A 21,809-nucleotide genomic window follows, 5' to 3' on the forward strand; every position below is an offset into this window, starting at 1 on the left:
CACTCCGGTCGTGCGCTCACTCCAGGCGGACCGGGCCGGGCAGGGCGGCGAGCACGTCCCGCAGCGTCCGCTCCGGCTTCGCGGCGACGGCGGCCACGAACCACCGGTAGGCCTCGGCCAGTTCCGTGACCATGCCCGTGTCGTAGACGTCCCGGTTGTAGACCAGCACGCCGCCCCTGCGGTCGTCGTCGACGATGACGACGGGAACCCCGCGACGGGCCCACACCGGCAGACTGTCGCCCACCTCCCGGGCCCTGAGCAGCGGGACCTCGGTGTCCAGGGCGCCCCCGCCCCCGGGGCCGGTCTGACGGACCGCCAGTTCCGGATGCGACAGGTCGGGCGCAGCCGGCGCGGAGGACTGGAACCAGTAGTCGAACAGGCGCAGGAACGGCCACGGCCGGTCACGGTCGAAGGCCGGGTGCACCGCACGGGCGATCTGGCAGAACGACGAGGTGTGGGCGACCGCCTCCGTCATGGTGGCGTGCGTGGCCCGGACCGCGTCGAGGAAGCAGGACGCCTCGGACGTGGGGATCTCCAGGTAGACGTTGTTGGTGAACTGGCCCACCACCCGGCGCCAGACGTCGGCGCCCCGGCCGAGCGTCGTGGTGCCCGCGACCAGCCGCTCGCGCCGGGTGAGGTGGCACAGCAGCACGTGGTACGCCGCGAACAGCGCGAGGAACGGTGTGGTCCGCGCCCGCCAGGCCACCTCGCGCAGCGCCCCGACCGTGCCGTCGCCGAACGAGAACGGCAGGGCCACCTCGGCCGTGAGGTCCGCCTCAGGGGAGCTGACGCGCGGCGGGAACACCGGCCGCGTGGGCAGGGGCAGCAGACGCGCGCGCCAGTAGGCGTCGTGGGCGTCGCTCACCGGGAGGTCGGCGCGCTGCCGGTCCGCGACCTTCCGCAGCGAGACGTCCAGGTGCTTCTGCGGCGCGCACCGTCCGAGGCGCGCCCGGTATGCGTGCATCCAGTCCTCGAAGAACACACTGCACGCCCAGCCGTCCGAAATCACGTGGTAGAAGCTGACCATGGCCAGGTACTCGTGTGCCGACGTACGCACCAGGTGCACCCGCCACAGCGGGCCGCGGGCCAGGTCGAAGACGGCGAACCTCTCCCGGTGCACGAGGGCGTCCAGCCGCCGCGACCGCTCCGCCGGGGGCAGCCCGGACAGGTTCACATGGCGCAGCGGCACCTGCGTCTCGGGCCGGACGTGCAGCACCGGCTCGTCGCCGGCCGAGGCGAAGACGGTCCTGAGCGCGTGGTGCCGATGGGTGAGGTCCTCGAGCGCCCCTTCCAGAGCGGCCAGTTCCAGCTCACCGCTCAGCAGCCGGAAGTCCACCACGGGCAGCCGCGCCGCACCCGGGTCGCTCGGTGCCAGCGCCCTCATCAGCTCCCACAGCGTCTCCTGGCCGGCGGCCAGGGGCACGTGTTCCTCGCGGGCCTGCGACGGGCGGTGTGTGTGGTCGGCGAGACGCATCACTGCTCCCCGGTACGGAGGTGGGCGGTGTCGTCCGGCCAAGCGAAGCCGGCGAAGAGCAGCCCGGGACGGCGTTCGCGCACGGCTCCGACGACCGCGCCCAGATCGAAGATCCACTCCAGCATCGCGCAGCCGGCGGAGTCCACCAGCGCCCGCACCGACCTGTCGTCCCCGAGCAGCGGCCGGACCTGCGCCGCCAGCAGCACCCCGAAGACGGCCGACACGGCCGGCAGACCGCGTCCGCGTGAGCGGCGGCTCGTGGCCAGGGCCGCCGCGGTGGTCAGCGCGAGCGTACTGACCGGGTTCACCCGGAAGCGCCGACGCTCCGGCCGGACGACGCACAGCCACTGCTCGGAGCGCCCGTAGTTCGTCAGCCGCCGGAAGACCGCGCCGAGGGTGTCGCTGCTGGCGCTGTCGTGCGTGACGACGGCCGTCGGCTCGCACGCGGTCACGTAACCGGCGTCGATCAGCCTCAACCCGAACTCGACGTCCTCGCCGCCGGTCGGATGCGGGGAGTCCTCCGGGAACCCCCGTACCGCCTGGAACACCTCACGCCGCACGGAGAGGTTGCAGGTGGCCCCGCTGGTGATGCGGGTGTAGCGCCGGGGGTCCTCGTGGTGACCGTTCAGCAGCCACGACCGGCGCATCAGGCGGTACACGACCGTGTCGCCCTCGGCGAGCACGGCGGGTCCCGCGACGGCGGCCACCTCGGGGGGAGCGGTACGCAACGCCTTCACGTGCCGGTCGAGCAGCTCCGGGTCCGCCCGGCAGTCGGAGTCGACGAAGCAGACCAGGTCGTACCGGGCGAGGCGGGCGCCCAGGTTGCGCTTGGCACCGACGTGGGAGGGCCCCTCGACGTACCTGGCGCCGTAACGACGGCAGCTCGCGCGGTGCTCGGCCGCCTCGGCCGCCGGTGAGTCGTCCACCACGACGACCTCGGCGGGCTCGGCGCAGTACGGGACGGCGGCGGCGAGGCTCTCCAGCAGCCTGCGCAGCAGTTCCACCCGTCCCTTCACGGGCACGACCACGGAGATGCCCTGCCGGATCTCCTCGTCGGGCTGCCGGTCACTCATCTCCGGCCTCCAGGGTGGCCGCACCGACCCGTGGGCGGGCGGTCCGGGAACGGATGCGGTCCGAGACCTTCTCGACGGCCGCCGCGATGTCGTCCATGTCCCGTTCGCCGCCCAGGAAGGCGCTGTGGTGGAGCACAACCGCGTGGGAGGACAGGTACTCCGCGCCGGGATAGGTGCGCCCGCGGTGGGCGGCGACGAAGCGGTCGGCGAGCGGGGTGACGGCCGGCTTCGTCCACGGGCGCAGCAGGGGGCTGCGCGACAGCGGAACGCGCGGGGTGTAGACGTGGACGCCGAGCTCGGCGGAGAGCGCGTCGGCCACCCAGGCGTTGCCCATGTCCCGCGGCAGCGGGTCGAAGACGATCGGCACCTCGTACAGCGACAACCGGTCCTGCTCGGGCCGATGGCGCAGCAGCCGTACCCCGGACGTCCCGGACAGCGCGGCGGCCAGCCGCTCGTAGTTGCTGTTGCGCACCGCGTGCTGCCGGTCGAGGACGCGCAGCTGGGAGCAGAGCAGGGCCGCGGCGAACTCTCCCAGGCAGTAGTTGGAGCCCATGGTGGAGGCGGTATCCGTCAATTCGAGGGCGCCTTCCCGGGGCACCGGCCGGTAACGCCGCGAGTCCGCGCGCAGTTCCTCCAGGACCGGGGCGAGCGCGTCGTCGTCGGTGACGACGGCTCCGCCCTCGCCGCACGTGAGGACCTTGGCGTGCTGCATGCTGAAGCAGCCCAGCCTGCCCAGCGATCCCGCAGCGCGGCCCTGCCACCGTGCCCCGTGCGCCTGGGCCGCGTCCTCGATCACCGACATACCGAGCGGGTCGGCGACCGAGGACAGGGCCGGTACATCGGCCATGCCACAGGCCCAGTGCACGACCAGCAGCGCCCGCGCGTCCACGGAGGGATCCACCGCGTCGGGACCCACGCACCCGGTCCAGGGATCGACATCGACCAGTACCGGCACAAGACCGGCCCGCAGCACCGCGGTGGCCGAGGCGGTCCAGGTCAGCGCCGGTACGAGCACACGCTCACCGTGCTCCAGGCCGAGGGACTCCAGCGCGATCACCAGGGCGCTGGAGCCGTGGTCGGTCGGGACGCAGTACCGCGTCCCGGTGTACTCGGCGAACATCGCCGCGAACCGGCGCTCGGCGAGTTCACCGCGGTAGGGGCTGCTGATCGCCCACCTTCCGCTGTCCAGGACGGACAGCAACGCCTGCTTCGCGTCGTCCGCCGGCTGCGGCCACTCGGGCCACGGCGTGCGCGTGTCACGGACCGGCGGACCGCCGTCGATGGCGAGACGAGGTGCCGAGAGCTGAGGTAGAGCCATGACGTCTCCCCGCTTCAGTGGTTTCCCGCCCGTGGATGGCGGCGCGCGCACCGTTGCTGGAACCGGTGAAACGGCCGGGCCGGGCGGCACATGCCGAGCTTTTCCCGCGGTGATACAGCGCCCGTACGCCGCCGCTACAAGCCGCCCGAGTCATACGGGGGCCCGGTACGACGGACGGCCGGGAACGTACTTACGATGCGTCAGAACGATGGTCACGGCGGCCGTGGCCAACGGTGGGCGACGCCCGCCGGGCGCGGCGTCGCCGGTTCAGCCGGTCGCCGGCAGGCGGTCCGACAACTGCTCCTCCACCACCCGCGCCGCGGCCTGCACCAGCACGTCCAGCGCCGGGTTGCGCGGGTTGTTCCGCCGCCAGGCCACCTGGGTGCACGTTTCGAACGGCGGGGTCCAGGCGACCCGGCGCAGGTCGCCGGCGAGGAGTTCCTTCTCGACGGCGACCTCCGGCACCAGGGCGACGCCGATGCCGTTGGCGACGCTCCGCTTCACGGCATCGAACGAGTCCAGCGCGAACAGCCTCAGTTCGGCGGGCCGCGACACCCCGATGGCCTGCTCGAACCGGCGGTGGTACGCGGCGTACTGATCGGAGCGGACCAGCGTGGCACCGCGCAGGTCCTCCGCCGTGACGCGGTCCGGCGCGGTGAGCGGGTGGTCCTGTCCCGCCACGAGAACCAGCGGTTCGGGGCAGAGGACCCGCGTCTCCAGGTCCTTGTGGCGGCGTACGCAGTCCACTAAGAAGGCGCAGTCGAAGCGGCCGTCCCGGACGTGGGACAGGGCGTCCCCGTCGGTCGGGGAGCACATGGAGATCTCCACGTCCGGGTAGCGCAGGTACACGTACTCGATGAGGGGCAGCAGCCGGTGGCCGGTCAGACTGCCGAGGGTGCCGACCCGGACCGTGCCGCAGGGCCGGTCCCGCGAGGCGACGACGCGCAGCGCGCGCGTGGTCAGTGCCAGGATGTCCCGGGCGTACGGGACCAGTTCGCCCCCGGTCGGGGTCGGTGTGACGCCGTGGGGAAGTCTCCTGAGCAGCTCGGTCCCCAGGCTCTGCTCCAGACCTCGCACTCTGTTGGTCACCGTGGGCTGCGACAACCCGAGCCGGGCGGCCGCTCTGGTGAAGCTCCCCACGTCGACGACGGCGAGGAACGCCTCGAGCTGCGGCGTGTCCATATCCGTACCTCCCCCGGGCCCCTGATCATGAAGCGCTGTGTGTCGCGCGGGTGCCCCGGTCCCTGTCCCGCGCCGGGAAACACCCCATCAAGTGGCCGTATACGCCCGGTACGGAGGACATACACGCGCCGCGACACCGGAGGCGGGTCAGGCGCTCCGGCTGGCCAGGGAGCTCAGGTGGGTGCTCAGGGACCGTACGGTGCACGGCTGGGTGTCGAGCACCTCCGGCCGCAGCTCGACCCGCAACGCCTCCTCGACGCCGAGAAGGAACGCCACGGCCTTCAGGGAGTCCAGGCCGTAGTCCCTCAGATCCGTGTCCGCCTGGATGTCGGCGGCCCGCGTGCCGTTGTCGAGGACCTGTGAGAGGACGGTCTTCACGACAAGCTGGACTTCTTCCATCGCGCACTCCTTTCCTCCGGGACGTGCTCCGTCACCGTGCGCAGCGCCGACAGCAGGGTCCGGCGCCGGACGGGGACGAGCGGGTATCCGCTCCTCTCGGTCGCCAGGGGGTTGCCCAGCGATGCCAGGAGCACCATGGCCACCTCGTCGTCGGCGCAGCGGAGGTAACCCCGTTTGTTGTCCGTGGACAGCAGCGCCTCCAGCGCCGCCGGGTCCATCGTGCCGATCCGCGTCCGGGCCTGCGGCAGCTCCAGCCGGTCGATGATCCGGTAGTGACTGCGCAGGTCCTCGCCGGTGAGGAAGCCGAGCCGGTGACTGACCTCGGCGGCGACGAGCATGCCCCAGGCCACGGCCTCGCCGTGCTTCATGGCGCCGCGCGAGGCGAGTTCCAGGGCGTGGCCCATGGTGTGCCCGTACTCGAAGACCAGTGCCTCCTTGCGTTCGCGCGGGTCGCGGCGGAGAAAGGGCACCTTCGCCGTCACCCCGATGTCGAAGAGGTGGGGCAGCGCCTCCGTGGTGCGCCCCTCGGACACGGCGGCCAGGGCGTGCATCAGCGTGTCCCGCTGCTCCGGCACCACCGCGAGCACGTTCTTCGCCATCTCCGACAGGCCGGTGCGCAGTTGCTCGGGGGGGACCGTCTCCAGCCAGCGCAGGTCGCAGGCGATGAGCGAGGGAGCGTAGTACGTCCCGCTCAGGTTCTTCCCGCCGCGCAGGTTGACGGCCTGCTTCACCGACACCACCGAGTCGAACGCGGCCACGGGCGTGGTCGGCAGGTGGATCAGCCGGGTGCCGCGGAAGAGCAGCGCCGCGGTCAGTCCGGCCACGTTCCCGACCATTCCACCGCCCATGCCCACCACGACGGAACCGCGTGTGACGCCCCGGCTGACGGCGAACTCCGCGATGTCTCCGACCAGGGACAGGGTCTTGTTCGACTCGGTCGCCACGACTTGCACCGTCTCGGTCCTCACGTGCTCCGAGAGGCGGCTGATGACAGGGGCCGCGTGGGAGGCGACCGCGCCGTCCATGACGAACAGTACGGAGTCGGCGGCGCCGGCACCGGCTGCGAGAAGCTCGGCCACGGTGTCCGCACAGTCGATGCCGCACATGTAGGGGACGTCGTGCCCGTCCAACGGTATCTGCTGTTTCAACAAGGTCTTCTACCCCTTCGATGTCGTCGGCCGTGCGCTGCGGCACCACGCCGCCAGTTCCTTGCGGTCGGTCTTTCCGTTCTGGGTGCAGGGCAGCTCGCTGACCACCTCGAGGCGCTGGGGGATCATGTAATCCGGCAGGGCGTCGCGGCAGTGAGAGAGCAGTACGGTGTCGTCCACGCTCCCGTCCGCGGGGTCCGGTACGACGACGGCGGCCAGCAGCGGAACGCCGTCCGGTTCGTCCACGACGAGGGCGACGGCGTTCGCCACCCCGGGACACGACAGCAGCCGGTGCTCGATCTCCCGCAGTTCCACGCGGTTGCCGTGGATCTGCACCTGGGAATCGACGCGCCCGCAGAAGTAGAAGTCGCCCCGGTCGTCCCGGTAGGCGAGGTCACCGGTGCGCAGGACCTTCTGTCCCGTCCAGGGCGCCACGGGATCGGGCACCAGGGCCCTGCGTGTGGCCCGCTCGTCGTCCCAGTAGCCCAGGAACAACGCCGGGCCGCGGAGATGGAGTTCGCCCGGCACGCCCGCACCCTCCACGGGGCTGCCGTCCTCACCCACCAGCATCAGCTCGGCTCCCGCGTGGGCGGTGCCGATCGACAGCCTGCTCTGGCCGTCGGGAAGGGGGCGGGGGACCTCGGCGAAGGAGCACGCCATCGACTCGGTGCTGCCGTAGCAGTTGGTCAGGCGCGCCTCGGGAAGCAGTTCCTGCAGCCGCCGTACCTCGTGCGGGGGGAACTCCTCCCCGCAGAACAGCACTCCCCTGATCTGCCGCAGCTCCGCCAGCATGGCGGGTTCTCTCAGCAGGGGCTGGCGCCAGATGGACGGCACGCCGTTGACCTGGGTGGCGCCCGTCTCGGCCAGGACGCGCAGGAACCGCCGCGGCCAGGGCAGCAACGCGCGAGGCACCGGCACGACGGCCGCGCCGCTGCCGAGCGCCAGGCCGATGTCCAGCAGGGAGAAGTCGAACTGCAGGGGAGAGGTCGTGGCCACCCGGTCGGTGGTGTCCACCAGGCCGTATCCCAGCATGCCCCGGTAGAAGGCCACGACGCCCCGATGGCTCATCACGACGCCCTTGGGGTGACCGGTCGTGCCGGACGTGAAGATGACGTAGGCGGGATCGGTCTCGACCCCGTGCCGCCATCCGCCGCCCCGGCCCGTCGTGGGCCGGCGTTCGAACCGTATGCCGTCCTGCCCGAACACAGCGGAGGCGACCTGCGGCGGTCTCTGACCGGGCGGCGTGTCTTCGGCTCGCAGGTGCAGGGCCGGCCGGACGGATCCGGTGATCCACTCCAGCCGGTGCGCGGGGGTGCGTGGGCTGACGGGTACGAAGGCCGCGCCGAGCGACGAGCAGGCGATGAGCATCGCCATCGCCGAGGACGAGGTGTCGGACTGCAGGATCACCCGGTCACCCACCCGCAGCCCCGCCCCCGCCAGGGCATCCGCGTACTCCTCGGCGAGCCGCGCCAGTCGGCGGTAGCTCGTCGTGCGGATGTCGCCCGGGCCCGCGTACTCGACGACGGCGGGCCGGTCGGGGCCGGTTCGTACGGCCGCCAGCAGGAACTCGTGCAGCCGCTCACCCGCGGGGTGCGGCACTCGCTGGGCACTGACGTCTGCCACGGTCTGCCTCCGTCGTCATGGGCCGTCACGGGTGGGTCACCGCACGGCGCGTCGTCGCCTCGATCAGGTTGCCGAAGGCACGCGCCACCACGTCGGGGCGTGCCCGGCCGCGGGCCGCCGACAGCGCGGCGAAGCGCAGGGCCCGGGGCAGTTCGGCCCAGCCGCGGTCCGTACCGGGGTCCTCGGGCACGAGCCCCGCGGCGGACAGCACGGCCGCGCGGTGGCGCAGATGCCGGGAGGCCGCCCACAGGTCGTCCGCGTGCACGGTAAGCGCCCGTACGTCCTCGGACAGCCGCTCGGCCAGGTAACACAGCACCTCCGCCGGATCCGTCAGCCAAGTGCCCGGCCCGGGCGGCTCGGTGAGCCGGGTGCCTGGAGCCGGAGGCCTCGCGGTCCGCTCCTGCCGTACCAGCCACCGGTAGTGCGTCGGCGGCGGCAGGGACACCGGGACACCGAAGGCGTGCACGTCACGCAGCACCATCTCCGGCGGCGAGTCGGGGACGGGGGTCAGCACGGCACGCAGTTCGGCGTCGGTGAGCCGGGCCGTGTGCGGCCGGTGCTCCCCTTCGGGGAGAAGGGCGGAGAAATGGTCGGCCAGCCGCCACCCGCCGTCCTCCGGGCCTTCCAGCAGGCACCAGTGGGGCACGGCTGTCCTGCCGAACTGCGGCGACCAGGGCATCATGCGGGTGTTCCCGACGGCCAGCACCGAGCCCTGCGCGGCGGTCTCCTCGGCCAGCCGGGAGCGGGCGTCACGCCAGTGGGCGCTGCTGCGATAGGCCAGTTCCCAGCCGCCGCCGTCCGCGTCGCCGCCGCCCGCGGCGTCTCCGTCGAACCGCGTGTGGTGCGAGAAGGCGAGAAGCCCGCCGGGAAGATCCGTGCGCACCGCGAGGCGGACCGCGTCGGCGAGACGCCGGGCGGCGCCGGGGGTGCCGCGGTCGAGATAGGCCACCAGGTTCGTGGTGTAGCAGCTCAGTTCGGGAACGGCGCCGCTCGCGGCTGCGGCCATGGTCACTCCTTCCGGTCAGTCGGCGAGTTCCGCCAGCACGGTGTCGGCGGCGTCCCCGACCACCGACAGCATCAGCTCCCTGGTGCCACCGCCTATGCCGAACAGCGCGGCCTGCGCCCGCAGGTGCTGGACCCCCCCGGCGGCGAACCCCTCCGCGCCCTGGAGTTGGGCGCAGTCGGCGAGCACGCGTTCCACGGTGGCGGCGGCGCTGCTCTTGAGGAGCGCCGCCGCCGTGGTGTCGTGGTGGACGGCGACGCGGTCGCCGAGTTCGGCGGTGAGCGCCCGCAACTGCCGCACCAGGATCAGTGCGTCGGCGAAGCGCTGCCGCACGCCCTCCAGGTGCCACAGGGAGCCGTCGCCGTAGGGACGGGCCGCCAGGCGCCTCTTGGTGTCCGCGAGGACGCGCCGGCACAGTGCCACGCCCCACAGCGCGCCGGCCAGCCGTTCGACCGCGATGTGTTCGGCGAACGAGGCGAGAGCCATGCCGGGACGGCCCACGACGTGGCTGCGGGGGAGCCGCACCCGGTCCAGCCGGATGTGACCGGTGCCCGAGCCGTCGAACAGCTCCGTGTCCGCGGCTTCCACGGTCACTCCGGCCGCCGTCATCGGCACCAGCACCCACGTGAAGCTGGTGAAGTGGCGGCCGGGCCGGTGCCGGGCGAGCACCAGGGCGGCGTCGCACTGGGTGGCGTTGGTGATCCAGCGTTTGGTCCCGGTGACCTCGATCTCCTCCGCGTCCAGCCGCACCGTGGTGGACAGCGCCGACAGGTCGGACCCGGTCGCCTCGTCCGTCGCACCGAAAGCCACGACGGCCTCACCGGCGACTGCCGCCGCGGCCATGCCCTGGGCCGGTCCGGGCGCGGACGCGGCGGCCAGCAGCGGCAGGGACGAGGCGATCTGGACGCAGACGGCCAGGGTCGAGCCGATTCCCACGCGCGCGTCCACCGCGGCCAGCAGGGCACCGAGCCGTGCGCGGTCGACGCCGGCCGCCGGGGACCGGGCGCGGTAGGTCTCGCCCAGCAGTCCGGCCGAGCCGAGGCCGGCCCAGACCTGCCGGCCCGTGGCGTGCCGCCCCATCGAGCCGAGCACGTGCGCGCACCGCGCGGAGAACTCCCCTGCGGGGGTGCCGGCCGACGCGCTCCGTGCCCCGGTGGCCTCCTGGGCCGGCGCGGTCACGTGCCGCTGCCGGCGGTCTCGGCGGTTCCAGCCGCTCCGGCGGCCGTCCGTGCCGCGTTCAACGCCTGCCACAGACTGCCCGCGGTGGCGAAGGTGGCGTCGTTGAGGTCCTCGTCCGGCAGGGAGGTCCCGAAGGTGTCCTCGAGGGCGAAGAGCAGGTCGATCGAGCGCATCGAGTCCAGGCCGAGCTCCCGCAGCGACGAACTCGCGGTCAGCGCGCGGCCGTTCAGGAAAGGCAGGTGGCTGGCCACCACCTCGACGAACTCCCGGTCCATCATGGGGCTCCTTCCACGGGCGACTTACGGATGGGCGACGGCGGACGGTGTCAGGCGGAACACGTCATGGTCGGCGGCGAGAGCGGTGGCCAGGCGCGCGAGGAGGCCGTGGAGGTCCACGGGTCCGCGTCGCAGTCGGCGCAGGGTGATGAAGGCGTGCGCCGCGAGGTCGTCCCAGCGTTTGAGGTGTTCCCGTACGCGGGGGTTCTCCTCCGTCTGCTCGCGATCGGCGCGGAACGCGGCGTGCAGCCGGCGGGAGCGCGTCAGCAGCCAGGTCTCTACCGTCAGTTGCCCGACCGCCCGGTGCTGGTCGGGACAGCGTTCGAAGGCGGTCAGGTACGCCGTCGGATCGCCGAGTTCCAGCGTGGGCCCGAGGGTCGGCGGGCCGTCCGCCGCGGGACGGACCACTCTCGCGTACCGGACGGCGGGCAGTTCCTCCCACCTCATCTGCCACTGGCCCGGAACGGCGGCGCCCCACCGTGTCTCGTTGCGGTAGGCGTCCGTGACCACGGCCCCTCGGTCACCGTGGCCCACCAGGAAGCTGTGGAGCATGTGCTGCTTGCCCGCGTACGGCAGCCAGGGCATGTCGTGGGCGTCCCCGACGGCGTACACGGAGCCGGTGTCCGCGAGCGCGGCGACGTCCGGACCCGCGAGGTCGTCCGCCGTCCCGGTCACGACCAGCCCGAGCCGCGCACACGCGTCCTTGATCTGCTCGCCCGGGAGCGGTTCGACCGAGGGCAGCCCGTCGGGACGTGCGCGCGGCCGGAACAGCAGCGCGGCCCCCAGCGCCAGATGTGTGCGGCGACCGTGCCACCGGTCGGCCAGCACGGCGAGGTTGACCTGGATGCAGTCGAGCAGCTCGGTTCGCACGGATTCCGGAATTGCCGTCCCCATAGGACCCTCCACCCTTTAGGTCACTGGAATGCTTCGAAGGCGCGGAAGCGGCGTTCCTCAGCCTATGGCCGGACGGGCAGCGCGGGTCAAGGGAGATTTCGAGGGCTTCCATAAGACCGGTCTATAGGGCGATACCGGCCGGTTTCCCGAGGCGTCGAGGCCGGGGATACCGTGGCGGCTGCTCCTTGTCCCGCTGCGGCTCCACTTTCCAGACACCGGAGGATGGTCGCATGACTCTTCTGCTCGACAGCCCGGCAGAGGCGAGCCGTTTCCGTGCCTGGGGGCCACGGCACCTGGACAGAATCGCCGAACGATTCGGAATGGACCCGCAGTTGCGGGAATCCATTCGTCTCGCCGCCCGAGTGCTGCCGTTCCGGGTCAACGACTACGTCCTGACGCGTCTCATCGATTGGGACCGGGCCCCGGACGACCCGATGTTCCAACTCGTCTTCCCACAGAGCGAGATGCTGCGCGACCATGAACGTCACCGGCTTGCGCGGCTGATCGCGGCCAACGCCTCCGAATCCGTCATACGCGACGCCGTGGCCGGAATAAGGGCCGGTATGAACCCGCACCCCTCGGGCCAGCAGGAGTTCAATGTGCCGAGCCTCGACGGCCGGCGGCTTCCCGGTATGCAGCACAAATACCGGGAGACCATTCTCTATTTTCCCGGCCAGGGTCAGACCTGCCATTCCTACTGCACCTACTGCTTTCGCTGGGCCCAGTTCATCGGCGACCAGGATCTGCGGTTCGCAACTCCCGGCCCGGATGACCTGATCGCCTATCTGCGCCGGCATCCGGAGGTGAGCGACGTCCTGGTCACCGGAGGAGATCCGCTGGTGATGTCGGCCGAACGGCTGCGGCAGCACGTGGAGCCCCTGCTCGGTGTCCCGAGCGTCCGGACCATCCGTATCGGCACCAAGGCGGTGGCCTACTGGCCGCAGCGGTTCGTCACGGACCGGGACGCCGACACCACCCTCCGGCTGTTCGAGCAGGTGACGTCGACGGGCCGTCAGCTGGCCGTGATGGCCCACTTCAGCCATCCCCGGGAGATCGGCACCGACCTCGCCCGCACGGCCGTCGCGCGCATCCGCTCCACCGGAGCCTCCCTGTACTGCCAGGCCCCGCTGATCGCCCATGTCAACGACGACGCCGCGGTGTGGGCCGAGCTGTGGCGGGCGGAATCCGCGGTGGGAGCCGTTCCGTACTACCTGTTCGTCGAACGCGACACCGGCCCGCACGGCTATTTCCGCGTGCCGCTGTCCCGGGCGGTGGACCTCTTCCACGACGCCTACCGCCGGCTCCCCGGACTGGCCCGTACGGTCCGCGGCCCCGTCATGTCCGCCACCCCGGGGAAGGTGGTCGTCGACGGTGTCCAGGACGAGCCGACGGGGCGTTACTTCCAGCTCCGTCTCCTGCAGGCGCGCGACCCGGCACTCGTCGGCAGGCCGTTCCGGGCCCGGTACTCGCCGTCCGCCTGCTGGCTCACGGACCTCGTCCTCGACCCGGCGACCCCGGGCGACCTCGTGCGGGCGCTGCGCTCGGGCGGGGCGGACGTCCCCGGCGCCGAGCGGGGCGCGGTGACCGCCGCCGTGCGAGAGGGGCAGCGGTGAGCCGGGTCAGGGCCGTGTCGCCGAACCTGGCCCTCAACGAACTCGTAGCCCGGTCCGGCCGAGGCGACCGGCCCCTGGTCCACCTGGGGTTCGGCGAGGCGCGGCTGCCCGTGCTCGCCTCCCTCCGGGAGCGGTTGGCCGCCGGCGCGCGGCACCACGGCTACGGTCCCGTCGCCGGTTCGCCCGCGGTCAGGGCCGCGGTGGCCGGCTACTTCACCCGGCGCGGCATCCCTACGACACCCGGCCAGATCGTGGTCGGGCCGGGCAGCAAACCCCTGCTGATGGCACTGCACCTGGCCGTCCCGGGCGACGTCGTCCTGCCCGTGCCGTGCTGGAACTCCTACCCGGCACAGGCGGACATGGCCGGCAGGCGGGTGATCGGGGTCCCGATCCCCGCCGAGTACGGAGGAGTCCCGGATCCGTCCGCGCTCAGGGACCGGATCCGGGCGGCCCGAGCCGCCGGACACGACCCCCGGATCCTGGTCCTGACGCTCCCGGACAACCCGACGGGCACACTCGCGCCACGAGAGGCCGTCTGGAGCGTGTGCGGCGTCGCGGAGGAGGAGGACCTGCTCGTCGTCTCCGACGAGATCTACCGGGACACCGTGCACGACCCGGCCACCCGCCTGCTCAGTCCCGCCGAAGTGATTCCCGAGCGCACCATCGTCACCACCGGACTCTCCAAGAGCCTCGCCATCGGCGGCTGGCGCATCGGGGCGGCTCGCTTCCCCGAGGGGCCCCGGGGCCGGCGGGCCCGGGACACGGTGGTGGCCGTTGCGAGCGACGTGTGGTCATCCCTGGCCGGGCCGATGCAGGAGGTCGCCGAGTACGCCTTCGGCGATCCGCCAGAGATACGGCGCCGACTGCGCGACTCCGCACGCCTGCACGGCGCAGTGGCCCGCGAGGTCCACGCGCTGATGGTGCGCGCCGGGGCCCACTGCCGGCCCCCGACCGGGGCCTTCTACGTGTACCCGGACCTCGAGCCGCTGCGTCCCCGCCTCGCCCGGCGCGGCGTCACGGACTCGGACACGCTCAGGCGACACCTCTTCGACCGGTACGGCATCGTCGTCCTCGCCGGTCACCATCTTGGCGACCACCCTGGGGCGCTGCGCTTCAAGGCGGCGACCAGCATGTTGTACGGGGAGACGGAGGAGGAGCAGGAGGAGGCGCTGTCAGCCGCGGATCCCCTGCGGCTCCCGCACATCAGCGGGGTCCTCACCCGGATAGAGGAGAGTTTCGCCGACCTGAACCCGGCACGTGACGAGAGGACCGGCTGATGACCGCCACCCAGCACACGGCACTTCCCGGCACGAAGGTCCGCGACGCGGTCGTCGCCACGGCAGCCGAGATCCTGGGCGCGGACACCGACACGCTGCGGCACGACGGCCGCCTGCACGCGCTACCGGCCTTCAACTCCTTCCGCATGGTCGAGATGCTGGAGCAGCTGGAGGAACGACTCGGCGTGGAAGCGGATCCAGCACACCTGACGCCTCAGACCCTGCGTACGGTCGACGGGCTGTGCCGCCTGTTCGCACACGCCCAGGAGCCGCCCGCCGCGGAACCGCCCGCCGCGTCCCTGGACGAGCGGCTGAGCCAGGTCCGTCCCGTGGTGCGCGAGCACGCCGCCGCGACGGACCGGGAAGCCTCCTTCCCGGAAGCCGCGCTGGAGGCGCTCCGCTGCAGCGGCCTGCTCGGACTCCTCGTCCCGAAGGAGTACGGCGGCCTGGGAGGAACCACCGCCGACATGATCGACGTCGTCGGCGAACTGGCTCGCGACTGCCTGTCCGTGGCGATGATCTACGTCATGCACTGCCAGCAGGCAGCGGTGCTCGCGGAGCACGCGGACGAGGAACTGCGCGCGGCACTGCTGCCCCGGGTCGCCGGCGGCACGCTGTACCTCGGCTCGGTCACCACCGACCCCGGCAACCGGGGACGCCTGCTTTCGGTCTCCTCCGGCCTGCGCGGCGACGACACGACACTGCACGTGGACCGGGACGCACCCGTCGTCACCGGCGGCACGCACGCCGACGGCTTCCTCATCAGCATGCGGGCCCTCGGGGCGAGCTCACCGGAGAGCCTGACGCTGGTATACGCCGACCGGGAGCAACTGCGGATCACCGTCACCGGGGGCTGGGATCCGCTCGGGATGCGGGCCACGCACAGTGTCCCGATGCGCCTGGCCGGGGACGTCCCCGCGCGCCAGACGGTCGGCCGCCCCGGCGGATTCCGGGACATCGCGCTGGCCACGATGGCGCCCCTGGCCCATCTGGGCTGGGCGGCATGCTGGCTGGGCGCGGCGGACGGCGCGCTCGCCCGGGTGGTCCGGCACCTGCGCACCCAGCGCGACCGCGTCGACCTGCACTCCGATCTCCTGCTCCACCGGCTCTCCCGGGTCCGCCAGCGCCTGGACACCGTGGACGCCCTGATCCGGCACGCTACGCAAGCCCTGCCGGAAGAGCGCCGCGACCTCACCTCCGCGCCGGTTCAGCTGCTGCTCAACGCGGTGAAGCTGACCGCGTCGGAGCAGTGCCCGGCCGCCGTGGACGACCTGGTCCAGCTCATGGGCATGTTCCACGGCTATCTGCGCGACTCGCCCCTGGCGCTGGAACGTACGCTGCGGGATCTGCGTTCCGCTCCGCTGAACTACAGCAACGACCGGCTGCACGCGGCAGACGGGGCACTGGTGCTGATGGACCAGGAGGTGCGCCACGTGTCATCGCGACTCACGTGAGCACACCCGCATCACTTCTCCCCAGAGGCTCCCCGAGGACGGCCGCTGTCCGGACACGGTGACCTGCCAGACAGTTTCGGTCGAGGCGCTGTCGTAGCCACGCCCTCACCGGCACGGTCCGAGCCACGATAATCAGGAGGTCGTCCGGTGTCGTCCACTCTCGAAAGGCTGGACAGTTGCCCGAGCGGAACTGGCGGTTATCCATCGCGGTCATGACCCACGAGTGGCGGCGGGGCATGGCCGGGCGGCTGCGGGACGTTCACCCGCACCTCGACAACCGTGTCGTCTGCGACAGCGGTCCGCAGGGCGTGGGCCGTGGCGGCGCCCTGGGCGACCCATCATCTGGTGCTGCAGGATGATGTCCGGTTGACCGGCAACTTCCTCGGCGTCGTGGGCGAGTTGATCGAGCACCGCCCGGACGGTGTGTCCCTCTTCGTCGAGTGGGGGTCCTGGACAGCCTCCGTGGCGCGCGTCGCGGCGCTCTGCGGGGCGGGCTGGGCCGAGGTCGTCGACAACTACGTGCCGACGCAGGCCGGCGTGATGCCGGTGGCCCTCGCGAAGGACGTCAGCGCCTGGTTCGAGGAGGCGCTGGGCAGGGACGAGCCCGACGACGTCACGCTGCGCCGCTACCTGCGTTCGGCCGGCCTGCCCCCGCAGGTCGCCGTGCCCAACGTGGTCGGGCACCGGGACGCCGCCAGCCTGACCGGCAACAGCCGTCACGGCATGCGCTGTGCCACCTGCTGGACCGCGGGCGCCACCTCCCTGTCCGGGGTCGACCTGCGGCGGTCGGTCACGGGCGTCGACGCGGTTCCCGTGCTGGCTTGGTGGGGCGAGCCCGGCGCCTACTTCCGGTTCCGCGACCCGACGGCGGACGAGGGCTGGCGCAGGATGCCGGCCCTGGCGGCGCTCGCGGATCTCGGCTTCGACCCAGACCGCGTCCTGCGGCTCGCCGACGACGCCCTGAGCCGGGAGCTCGATGCCGAGCGCGCTCGGCGGCTGATCGGTGAACTCCTGCTGTCGGAGCTGTGGCTCGCGGCGTACGGACTCGGCGTCTGTGCCGCCGCTGCCGGGGCATCCGCGGCGGCGGAAGGCATGGAGACCCGTGTGGGGCGCCGCGCGCTGGGCACCATGGCGCTGGGCGCGCTGCGCAACCGCGTACCGCGCCCCCTGTTCGCCACGGCCGCCGCGGTCCTGACGCCGGTGGTGCGCGGCGCCGTCCGCGTGGGACTGGCCGCCTGACGGCTCACGCACCGTCCGGCGGCGGCCAGTCGCGGTCGTCGTCCGGGTCGGGCAGGGGCACGAGTTCCTGCCCGCCCCCGGTGCCGAACCTCAGCCGGCTGCGGTATCCGGCGGCCCGGGCGTAGCGGACGAGAGTGCGGAACCGGTCCGCCGCCTGGTCCGGGTAGTGGGCGTCGCTGGCCAAGGTGATCGGCACGCCGCTCTCGTGGCACATCCGCAACAGGGTCGGCGCCGGATAGGGCTCCATCGCCTCGTACCGCAGACCCGCGCTGGACACCTCGAACGCCACGCCCCCACGCCGTGCGGCGTCGACCACGCGGCGGTACAGGTCGACGGGCTCCTCCTCACAGCGGTGACCGAACTTCTTCACCACATCGGGATGGGCCAGCACCTGGACGATGCCGGACTCGGCGAGGTCCGCGACCAGCCGGAAGTAGTCCTCGTACGAACGCCGCACCCCGCGGCGCTCGAACTCGTCCGTCATCCCGTCGTGGTCCACGGCCCAGGAGCCGATCCAGTGCACGGACCCGATGAGATAGTCGAACGGGTACGAGGCAAGGATGTCGAGGATCTTCTCCATCCGGCCGGGCAGGAAGTCGACCTCGAGCCCGAGCAGCACAGGAAGCCCCCGGTCCCGGGCGCCCAGGACGGCCTCGGTGTAGCGGTCCAGCCGGAGATTCAGCTCGTCGTAGTAGTAGCGGCGGGACCGTTCGGAGAGATCGGCCGACTCGCCGGTGTTCCAGAACCCGGCGGCGACGTGCTCCAGGTCCACAAAGCGGTGCATGTGCTCGGTGAAGCCCACCTCGGTCGCGCCGCGCGTCAGGGCCCGGTCCACGTACGCGTCGACGTGCCCCTTCGGATACACGCCCGGCGGCGGGCTGTCCGGGCGCGGCGTGTGCGGATGGAGATGGACGTGGTAGTCACCCATGCCGCTCGGCAGCCCTCCCGGCGAACCGCGCCTCGTACCGGTCGAGCGTCACGGCGAACTCGGCGCCCGCGTCCAGCCCGGCCGCGTCCGCGAAGCCGAGCAGCGCGAACAGGACGTCGCCGAACTCCGACCGCACCTGGTCCGAGGGCGAGGCGCCGGCGGCCGAGGGCGCGTAACCGCAGTTCTTCAGATAGGCGCCGGTCAACTCCCCCAGTTCGGCGCACGCGTCGAGCAGGGCGACGTCTGCGGTGATCGGCATGTTCGCGCGCCGGCGGAACGCACCGGTCAGCTCCTGGCACTCGGTGAGGGTCGCGCCGGCCGGCCCTCCGGCGGGAAACGCGTCGCTGATCATCGGTGGTGACCTCGCCTTCGTACGGGAAGGGCATGGCGGAACACGCCGCTCGGCGGCCCGTACATCAGTACCACGTGGGCCCGGACGCGGTAATCCGAATATGCGAACCGGCTGATCGCGAAGGGCCCGGCGACTCGGCGTAGGGCCAGGGGAGAAGGGGCATGGATCGGTGCGGGATGATGCCGGCGGTAACGGAGTGACATGAGACTGTTGATGATCGCTTCCAGTTTCCACCCCACCATCGGGGGTGCGGAGACCTATGCGCACGTGATCTCGGAGGGGCTCGCCGGTCGCGGTCACGACGTCATGCTGGTGACCGACGCGCCGCGGGAGGACCCGGCCGGGCGGATCGTCGAGGGGGATCCGAGGGAGGTGACGGTCCGCCGGCTCACGGCGTACCGGGAACTGCTCGCGGACCCCAGCAAAGTGCTGTGGGAGCAGATGGCCTTCTCGCTGGCACCGGAACTGGCCGCCTGCGCTGAGGAGTTGCGGCCGGATCTGGTCTTCACCAACACGCTCGACGCCGCCTTGGCCGGCAAGTGGATCGCGGTGGACCGGGACATACCCTGGGTGGCGACCTTCCATGAGCACGAGCCGGAGGCGCAGCCCCTGGGCAGCGCCCGGCTGCGGGTCGTCCACGAGATCCTGCGCCCCTCGCTCGTGCTGGCCTGCGCGGAGAACTACGCCGACCGCGCCCGCCGGCACGGATCGGCCGCTGTCACCCGGCTGATACCGCACGGGGTGGACACGGACAGATTCCGCCCGGACCGGGACACGGGCCAGGTCCGCCGGCACTACGGTTACGGCCCGGACGACCTCGTCGTCGTCTGCGCCGCGCAACTCAAGCCGCGCAAGGGAATCCTGGAGCTCGTCCGGGCCTTCGCGCCGGTGCACGCCCGGCTGTCCCGCACCCGGCTGCTGATCGCGGGCGCCGTCAGTTCCTCCTCGGGCGACTATCCGGGAAAGCTGCGGGAGGAGATCGACCGGCTCGGGCTCGGTGAGGTGGTGCGCATCGACAGCGACGTGACGTACCACCGGATGCCGGACGTGCTGGCCCTGGCCGACGTCGTCGCCCAGCCCAGCACCGGGGAAGGGCTGAGCCTGGCCATGCTCGAGGCCATGAGCTCCGGACGGCCGCTGCTCACCTGCGACTTCCCGGGCATCGGCGAACTGGTACGGGACCGGCGGTCGGCCTTCCTCGTGCCGTCCCCGGATCCCGCCCACCTCGCCGACGCCCTCGTCGAGCTGCTCTCCGACGAGTCGCTGCGCGGCCGCACGGGCGAGCTGGCCCGCGAGCAGGTGCTGACGCACTTCACGCTCCAGCGGATGGCCGAACGGACGGAGGAGGCTCTGCTCGCCGCCCTCGACCGGTAGGTGCCTCAGCCCCGCAGCCGGGCGGGCACCTCGCTCAGCCGCCTCAGCGCTTCGGCGCCGTCGACGGCCGCCACCTGCAGGGCCAGTACGTCGGGGGCGATCCCGTCGATGATGCCCCGGCACAGCTCCACCACTCGGGAGACGTCGTCGTAGCGGGGGAACCGCTGGAGGACGGCCTCGCGGCCCATCGCGTCGGCGTCCTCGCGCAGCCGGCGCGGGCTGCCCTCCCGGAGCCGGCGCGGGGTGCGCATACCGCGCCAGGGCCGCAGGGCCTCCCATGCCTCCGCGTCGTTGCGGGCGAAGACGAGGAAGCAGGTGAGGACGACCCGCGGCGGCCGACGGCCGACCGCCGCCGCGGCCTTCCGCGCCACGTCGACCACAGTCCGCCGGGTATGGCCGACGTCCTTCACCGACGAGATCACGCCGTCCGCCAGCCGCCCGGCGGCCTCGGCCGACCTCGGCCCCGACGCGGCCAGCAGTACGGGGACCGGCCCGGGGGGCGGACTGTGCAGCCTGATCGGCGACACGGTGTAGTACGGCCCGTCGGAGCTCACCTCGTCGCCCGCCAGCAGCGAATCCATCAGCCGCAGGGCCTCCTCGGTCCGCGCGAGCCGCTCGCGGTACGGCGGCAGGGGCCCCCTCAGCGGCTGCTCGTTGACGGCCTGTCCCATACCGACGCCCAGCTCGAACCGGCCGTCGCAGATCCGCCCGACCGTCGCCGCCGCCTGCGCCGTGAGCACCGGATGCATCCGGAACAGCGGGCACACGGCCGCCGTCATCAGCGTCGCCGTCCGCGTGGACGCGGCCAGCGCGCCCAGAGTCACCCAGCTGAACCCCGCCGCTCCGCCGGCGTCCGTCCAGGGCTGGAGATGATCGGACACCAGGAGTGCGTCGAAGCCGGCCGATTCGGCGAGTATTCCCTGCTGTATCAGCGCTTCGGGCTGCCATTCCTCGTGCGCCAGAAACCATCCCATTCGGGTATTCGAGCTCATACATCTCCTCACCGCACGAGCCGTCGCGGCGTACGGCACCACCTTGACAGAATGCCCGGGCCGCCCGGAAAGTAATGGGCGTGACTTTACGCTTCGTTTCCGTGGTGGGTGGCGACATATCTTTGCTGCCCTATTCACTGGGTCATTACCGGGAGCTGGGAGTCGAAAGCTTCCATGTGATACGCCATGTCGAAAGCCGTGCGGACCCGACGCTGGATCCTTCCGTGGAAGTGATGCGGGAGGCCGGGTACTGCTTCGCCGATGTCTGCGTGGCCCCGTGGCACGAGGATCTCAACGCCGCGCTCATCCGGAAACAGATGAGCACCTGGCCGGACGACTGGTGGATCGTCGCCGACCTCGACGAATTCCATGTCTACGACAGATCGCTCGCGGAGGTCACCGCCTACTGCGAGGAGCACGGATTCGACTTCGTGGAAGGCGCCTTTCTCGACCGGGTCAGCGCCGACGGCCGGCTCGCCGGGCCGCTGCCGTACGGCGAGGAGCCGCTGTGGCGCCAGTATCCGCTGGCCGGCCAGCTCACCGTCGGGCTGCTGGACGGGAGGCCGACCAAGGTGACCCTCGCCCGGGGCACCGTGGAACTCGATCTGGGCCAGCACTGCGCCTGGACGGGCAGGGGTGTTCCCGCCGAGGAGATCTACGCCCAGGTTCACCACTTCAAGTGGACCGCCTCCGCACGGGCGCGCCTGACCAGGCGGGTGGCGGCCTACTCGTCGGGGGAGTGGCGCCTGCTGCACCGGTCGATCGTCGGGGAGTCGCAGCGGTTCCTCGACCATCTTGAGAAGAACGGCGGCAGGATCGACGTGGGCGACCCCGGTTTCCGCTTCGCGCGCTGTTCCTTCGACTACGCGGACTACCCCGGCTGGGAGGGTACGGGGCCCGCGCTGCGCCGCCGTTTTCGCGCGTACGACGCCGCCCGCCGGGAGAAACGGCGTACCGCCGGGGCGGCCCTGGAATAGGGCGGCGACCCGCGGCCACCGGGCTTCTCCCGGCA

20 protein-coding genes are annotated in these 21,809 nt (G+C 72.1%); 6 read left to right on the forward strand and 14 right to left on the reverse strand.

Annotation, left to right across the window (positions count from 1 at the left end; genetic code table 11):
- Positions 1–16: 16 nt before the first annotated feature.
- The 11 genes from ACZ49J_RS30215 to ACZ49J_RS30265 all read right to left on the reverse strand — a co-directional run bounded on the left by ACZ49J_RS30215 (position 17) and on the right by ACZ49J_RS30265 (position 11,568).
- On the reverse strand, positions 17–1,474 hold the full coding sequence (locus tag ACZ49J_RS30215) for a condensation domain-containing protein (RefSeq protein WP_467453299.1): 1,458 nt from the start codon (positions 1,472–1,474) through the stop codon (positions 17–19).
- Entirely contained in the window at positions 1,474–2,547 is a 1,074-nt protein-coding gene (locus ACZ49J_RS30220) for a glycosyltransferase family 2 protein (protein ID WP_467453298.1), read from the reverse strand. The genes ACZ49J_RS30215 and ACZ49J_RS30220 overlap by 1 nt, the downstream gene beginning before the upstream one ends.
- Complete coding sequence (locus tag ACZ49J_RS30225) at positions 2,540–3,865, reverse strand: DegT/DnrJ/EryC1/StrS family aminotransferase (protein ID WP_467453297.1); 1,326 nt, start codon at positions 3,863–3,865, stop codon at positions 2,540–2,542. Before ACZ49J_RS30225 ends, ACZ49J_RS30220 begins: the two co-directional genes overlap by 8 nt.
- 267 nt (positions 3,866–4,132) lie before the next feature.
- On the reverse strand, positions 4,133–5,047 hold the full coding sequence (locus tag ACZ49J_RS30230) for a LysR family transcriptional regulator (protein ID WP_467453296.1): 915 nt from the start codon (positions 5,045–5,047) through the stop codon (positions 4,133–4,135).
- A gap of 147 nt (positions 5,048–5,194) precedes the next feature.
- Positions 5,195–5,446, reverse strand: coding sequence for an acyl carrier protein (locus ACZ49J_RS30235; RefSeq protein WP_467453295.1), 252 nt, complete (start codon positions 5,444–5,446; stop codon positions 5,195–5,197).
- Positions 5,422–6,594: a 3-dehydroquinate synthase family protein gene (locus ACZ49J_RS30240; protein ID WP_467453293.1), complete on the reverse strand. Its 1,173-nt coding sequence runs from the start codon at positions 6,592–6,594 to the stop codon at positions 5,422–5,424. Before ACZ49J_RS30240 ends, ACZ49J_RS30235 begins: the two co-directional genes overlap by 25 nt.
- 9 nt (positions 6,595–6,603) lie before the next feature.
- Complete coding sequence (locus tag ACZ49J_RS30245; protein ID WP_467453292.1) at positions 6,604–8,217, reverse strand: AMP-binding protein; 1,614 nt, start codon at positions 8,215–8,217, stop codon at positions 6,604–6,606.
- 25 nt (positions 8,218–8,242) lie between these two features.
- Positions 8,243–9,223, reverse strand: a complete 981-nt coding sequence (locus tag ACZ49J_RS30250; RefSeq protein ID WP_467453291.1) for a DUF4158 domain-containing protein — start codon at positions 9,221–9,223, stop codon at positions 8,243–8,245.
- Positions 9,224–9,238: 15 nt separating this feature from the next.
- A complete protein-coding gene (locus ACZ49J_RS30255; protein ID WP_467453290.1) occupies positions 9,239–10,399 on the reverse strand; it encodes an acyl-CoA dehydrogenase family protein in 1,161 nt (386 codons plus the stop codon).
- Positions 10,396–10,677, reverse strand: a complete 282-nt coding sequence (locus ACZ49J_RS30260; RefSeq protein WP_467453289.1) for an acyl carrier protein — start codon at positions 10,675–10,677, stop codon at positions 10,396–10,398. Before ACZ49J_RS30260 ends, ACZ49J_RS30255 begins: the two co-directional genes overlap by 4 nt.
- Positions 10,678–10,698: 21 nt before the next feature.
- Entirely contained in the window at positions 10,699–11,568 is an 870-nt protein-coding gene (locus tag ACZ49J_RS30265) for a hypothetical protein (RefSeq protein ID WP_467453288.1), read from the reverse strand.
- Between the two features lie 230 nt (positions 11,569–11,798).
- Between ACZ49J_RS30265 and ACZ49J_RS30270 the strand changes: the two genes are divergently transcribed.
- The 4 genes from ACZ49J_RS30270 (at position 11,799) to ACZ49J_RS30285 (ending at position 17,151) form a co-directional block, all read left to right on the forward strand.
- On the forward strand, positions 11,799–13,181 hold the full coding sequence (locus ACZ49J_RS30270) for a KamA family radical SAM protein (RefSeq protein ID WP_467453287.1): 1,383 nt from the start codon (positions 11,799–11,801) through the stop codon (positions 13,179–13,181).
- Positions 13,178–14,458 carry a pyridoxal phosphate-dependent aminotransferase gene (locus ACZ49J_RS30275; protein WP_467453286.1) on the forward strand — a complete coding sequence of 427 codons (1,281 nt, stop codon included), beginning with the start codon at positions 13,178–13,180 and terminating at the stop codon, positions 14,456–14,458. The genes ACZ49J_RS30270 and ACZ49J_RS30275 overlap by 4 nt, the downstream gene beginning before the upstream one ends.
- A complete protein-coding gene (locus tag ACZ49J_RS30280) occupies positions 14,458–15,912 on the forward strand; it encodes an acyl-CoA dehydrogenase family protein (protein WP_467453285.1) in 1,455 nt (484 codons plus the stop codon). The genes ACZ49J_RS30275 and ACZ49J_RS30280 overlap by 1 nt, the downstream gene beginning before the upstream one ends.
- Before the next feature lie 279 nt (positions 15,913–16,191).
- Positions 16,192–17,151, forward strand: a complete 960-nt coding sequence (locus ACZ49J_RS30285; RefSeq protein WP_467453284.1) for a hypothetical protein — start codon at positions 16,192–16,194, stop codon at positions 17,149–17,151.
- Between the two features lie 4 nt (positions 17,152–17,155).
- Here ACZ49J_RS30285 and ACZ49J_RS30290 read toward each other — a convergent pair whose 3' ends face one another.
- Both ACZ49J_RS30290 and ACZ49J_RS30295 read right to left on the reverse strand, forming a co-directional pair.
- Positions 17,156–18,079: a histidinol-phosphatase gene (locus ACZ49J_RS30290; RefSeq protein WP_467453283.1), complete on the reverse strand. Its 924-nt coding sequence runs from the start codon at positions 18,077–18,079 to the stop codon at positions 17,156–17,158.
- The gene (locus ACZ49J_RS30295) at positions 18,072–18,431 is read right to left on the reverse strand and encodes a hypothetical protein (RefSeq protein ID WP_467453282.1); all 360 of its coding nucleotides are present in this window, start codon (positions 18,429–18,431) and stop codon (positions 18,072–18,074) included. The genes ACZ49J_RS30290 and ACZ49J_RS30295 overlap by 8 nt, the downstream gene beginning before the upstream one ends.
- Positions 18,432–18,644: 213 nt before the next feature.
- Between ACZ49J_RS30295 and ACZ49J_RS30300 the strand changes: the two genes are divergently transcribed.
- Complete coding sequence (locus tag ACZ49J_RS30300; protein WP_467453281.1) at positions 18,645–19,805, forward strand: glycosyltransferase family 4 protein; 1,161 nt, start codon at positions 18,645–18,647, stop codon at positions 19,803–19,805.
- A gap of 5 nt (positions 19,806–19,810) precedes the next feature.
- Here the strand turns inward: ACZ49J_RS30300 and ACZ49J_RS30305 are convergent, their stop codons facing one another.
- Positions 19,811–20,779: an LLM class flavin-dependent oxidoreductase gene (locus ACZ49J_RS30305; RefSeq protein ID WP_467453280.1), complete on the reverse strand. Its 969-nt coding sequence runs from the start codon at positions 20,777–20,779 to the stop codon at positions 19,811–19,813.
- A 92-nt stretch (positions 20,780–20,871) separates the two neighbouring features.
- Here ACZ49J_RS30305 and ACZ49J_RS30310 point away from each other — a divergent pair, with 92 nt between their 5' ends.
- On the forward strand, positions 20,872–21,774 hold the full coding sequence (locus tag ACZ49J_RS30310; RefSeq protein WP_467453279.1) for a glycosyltransferase family 2 protein: 903 nt from the start codon (positions 20,872–20,874) through the stop codon (positions 21,772–21,774).
- Positions 21,775–21,809: the final 35 nt, after the last annotated feature.

The organism is Streptomyces sp. NPDC030840 (assembly GCF_055572015.1).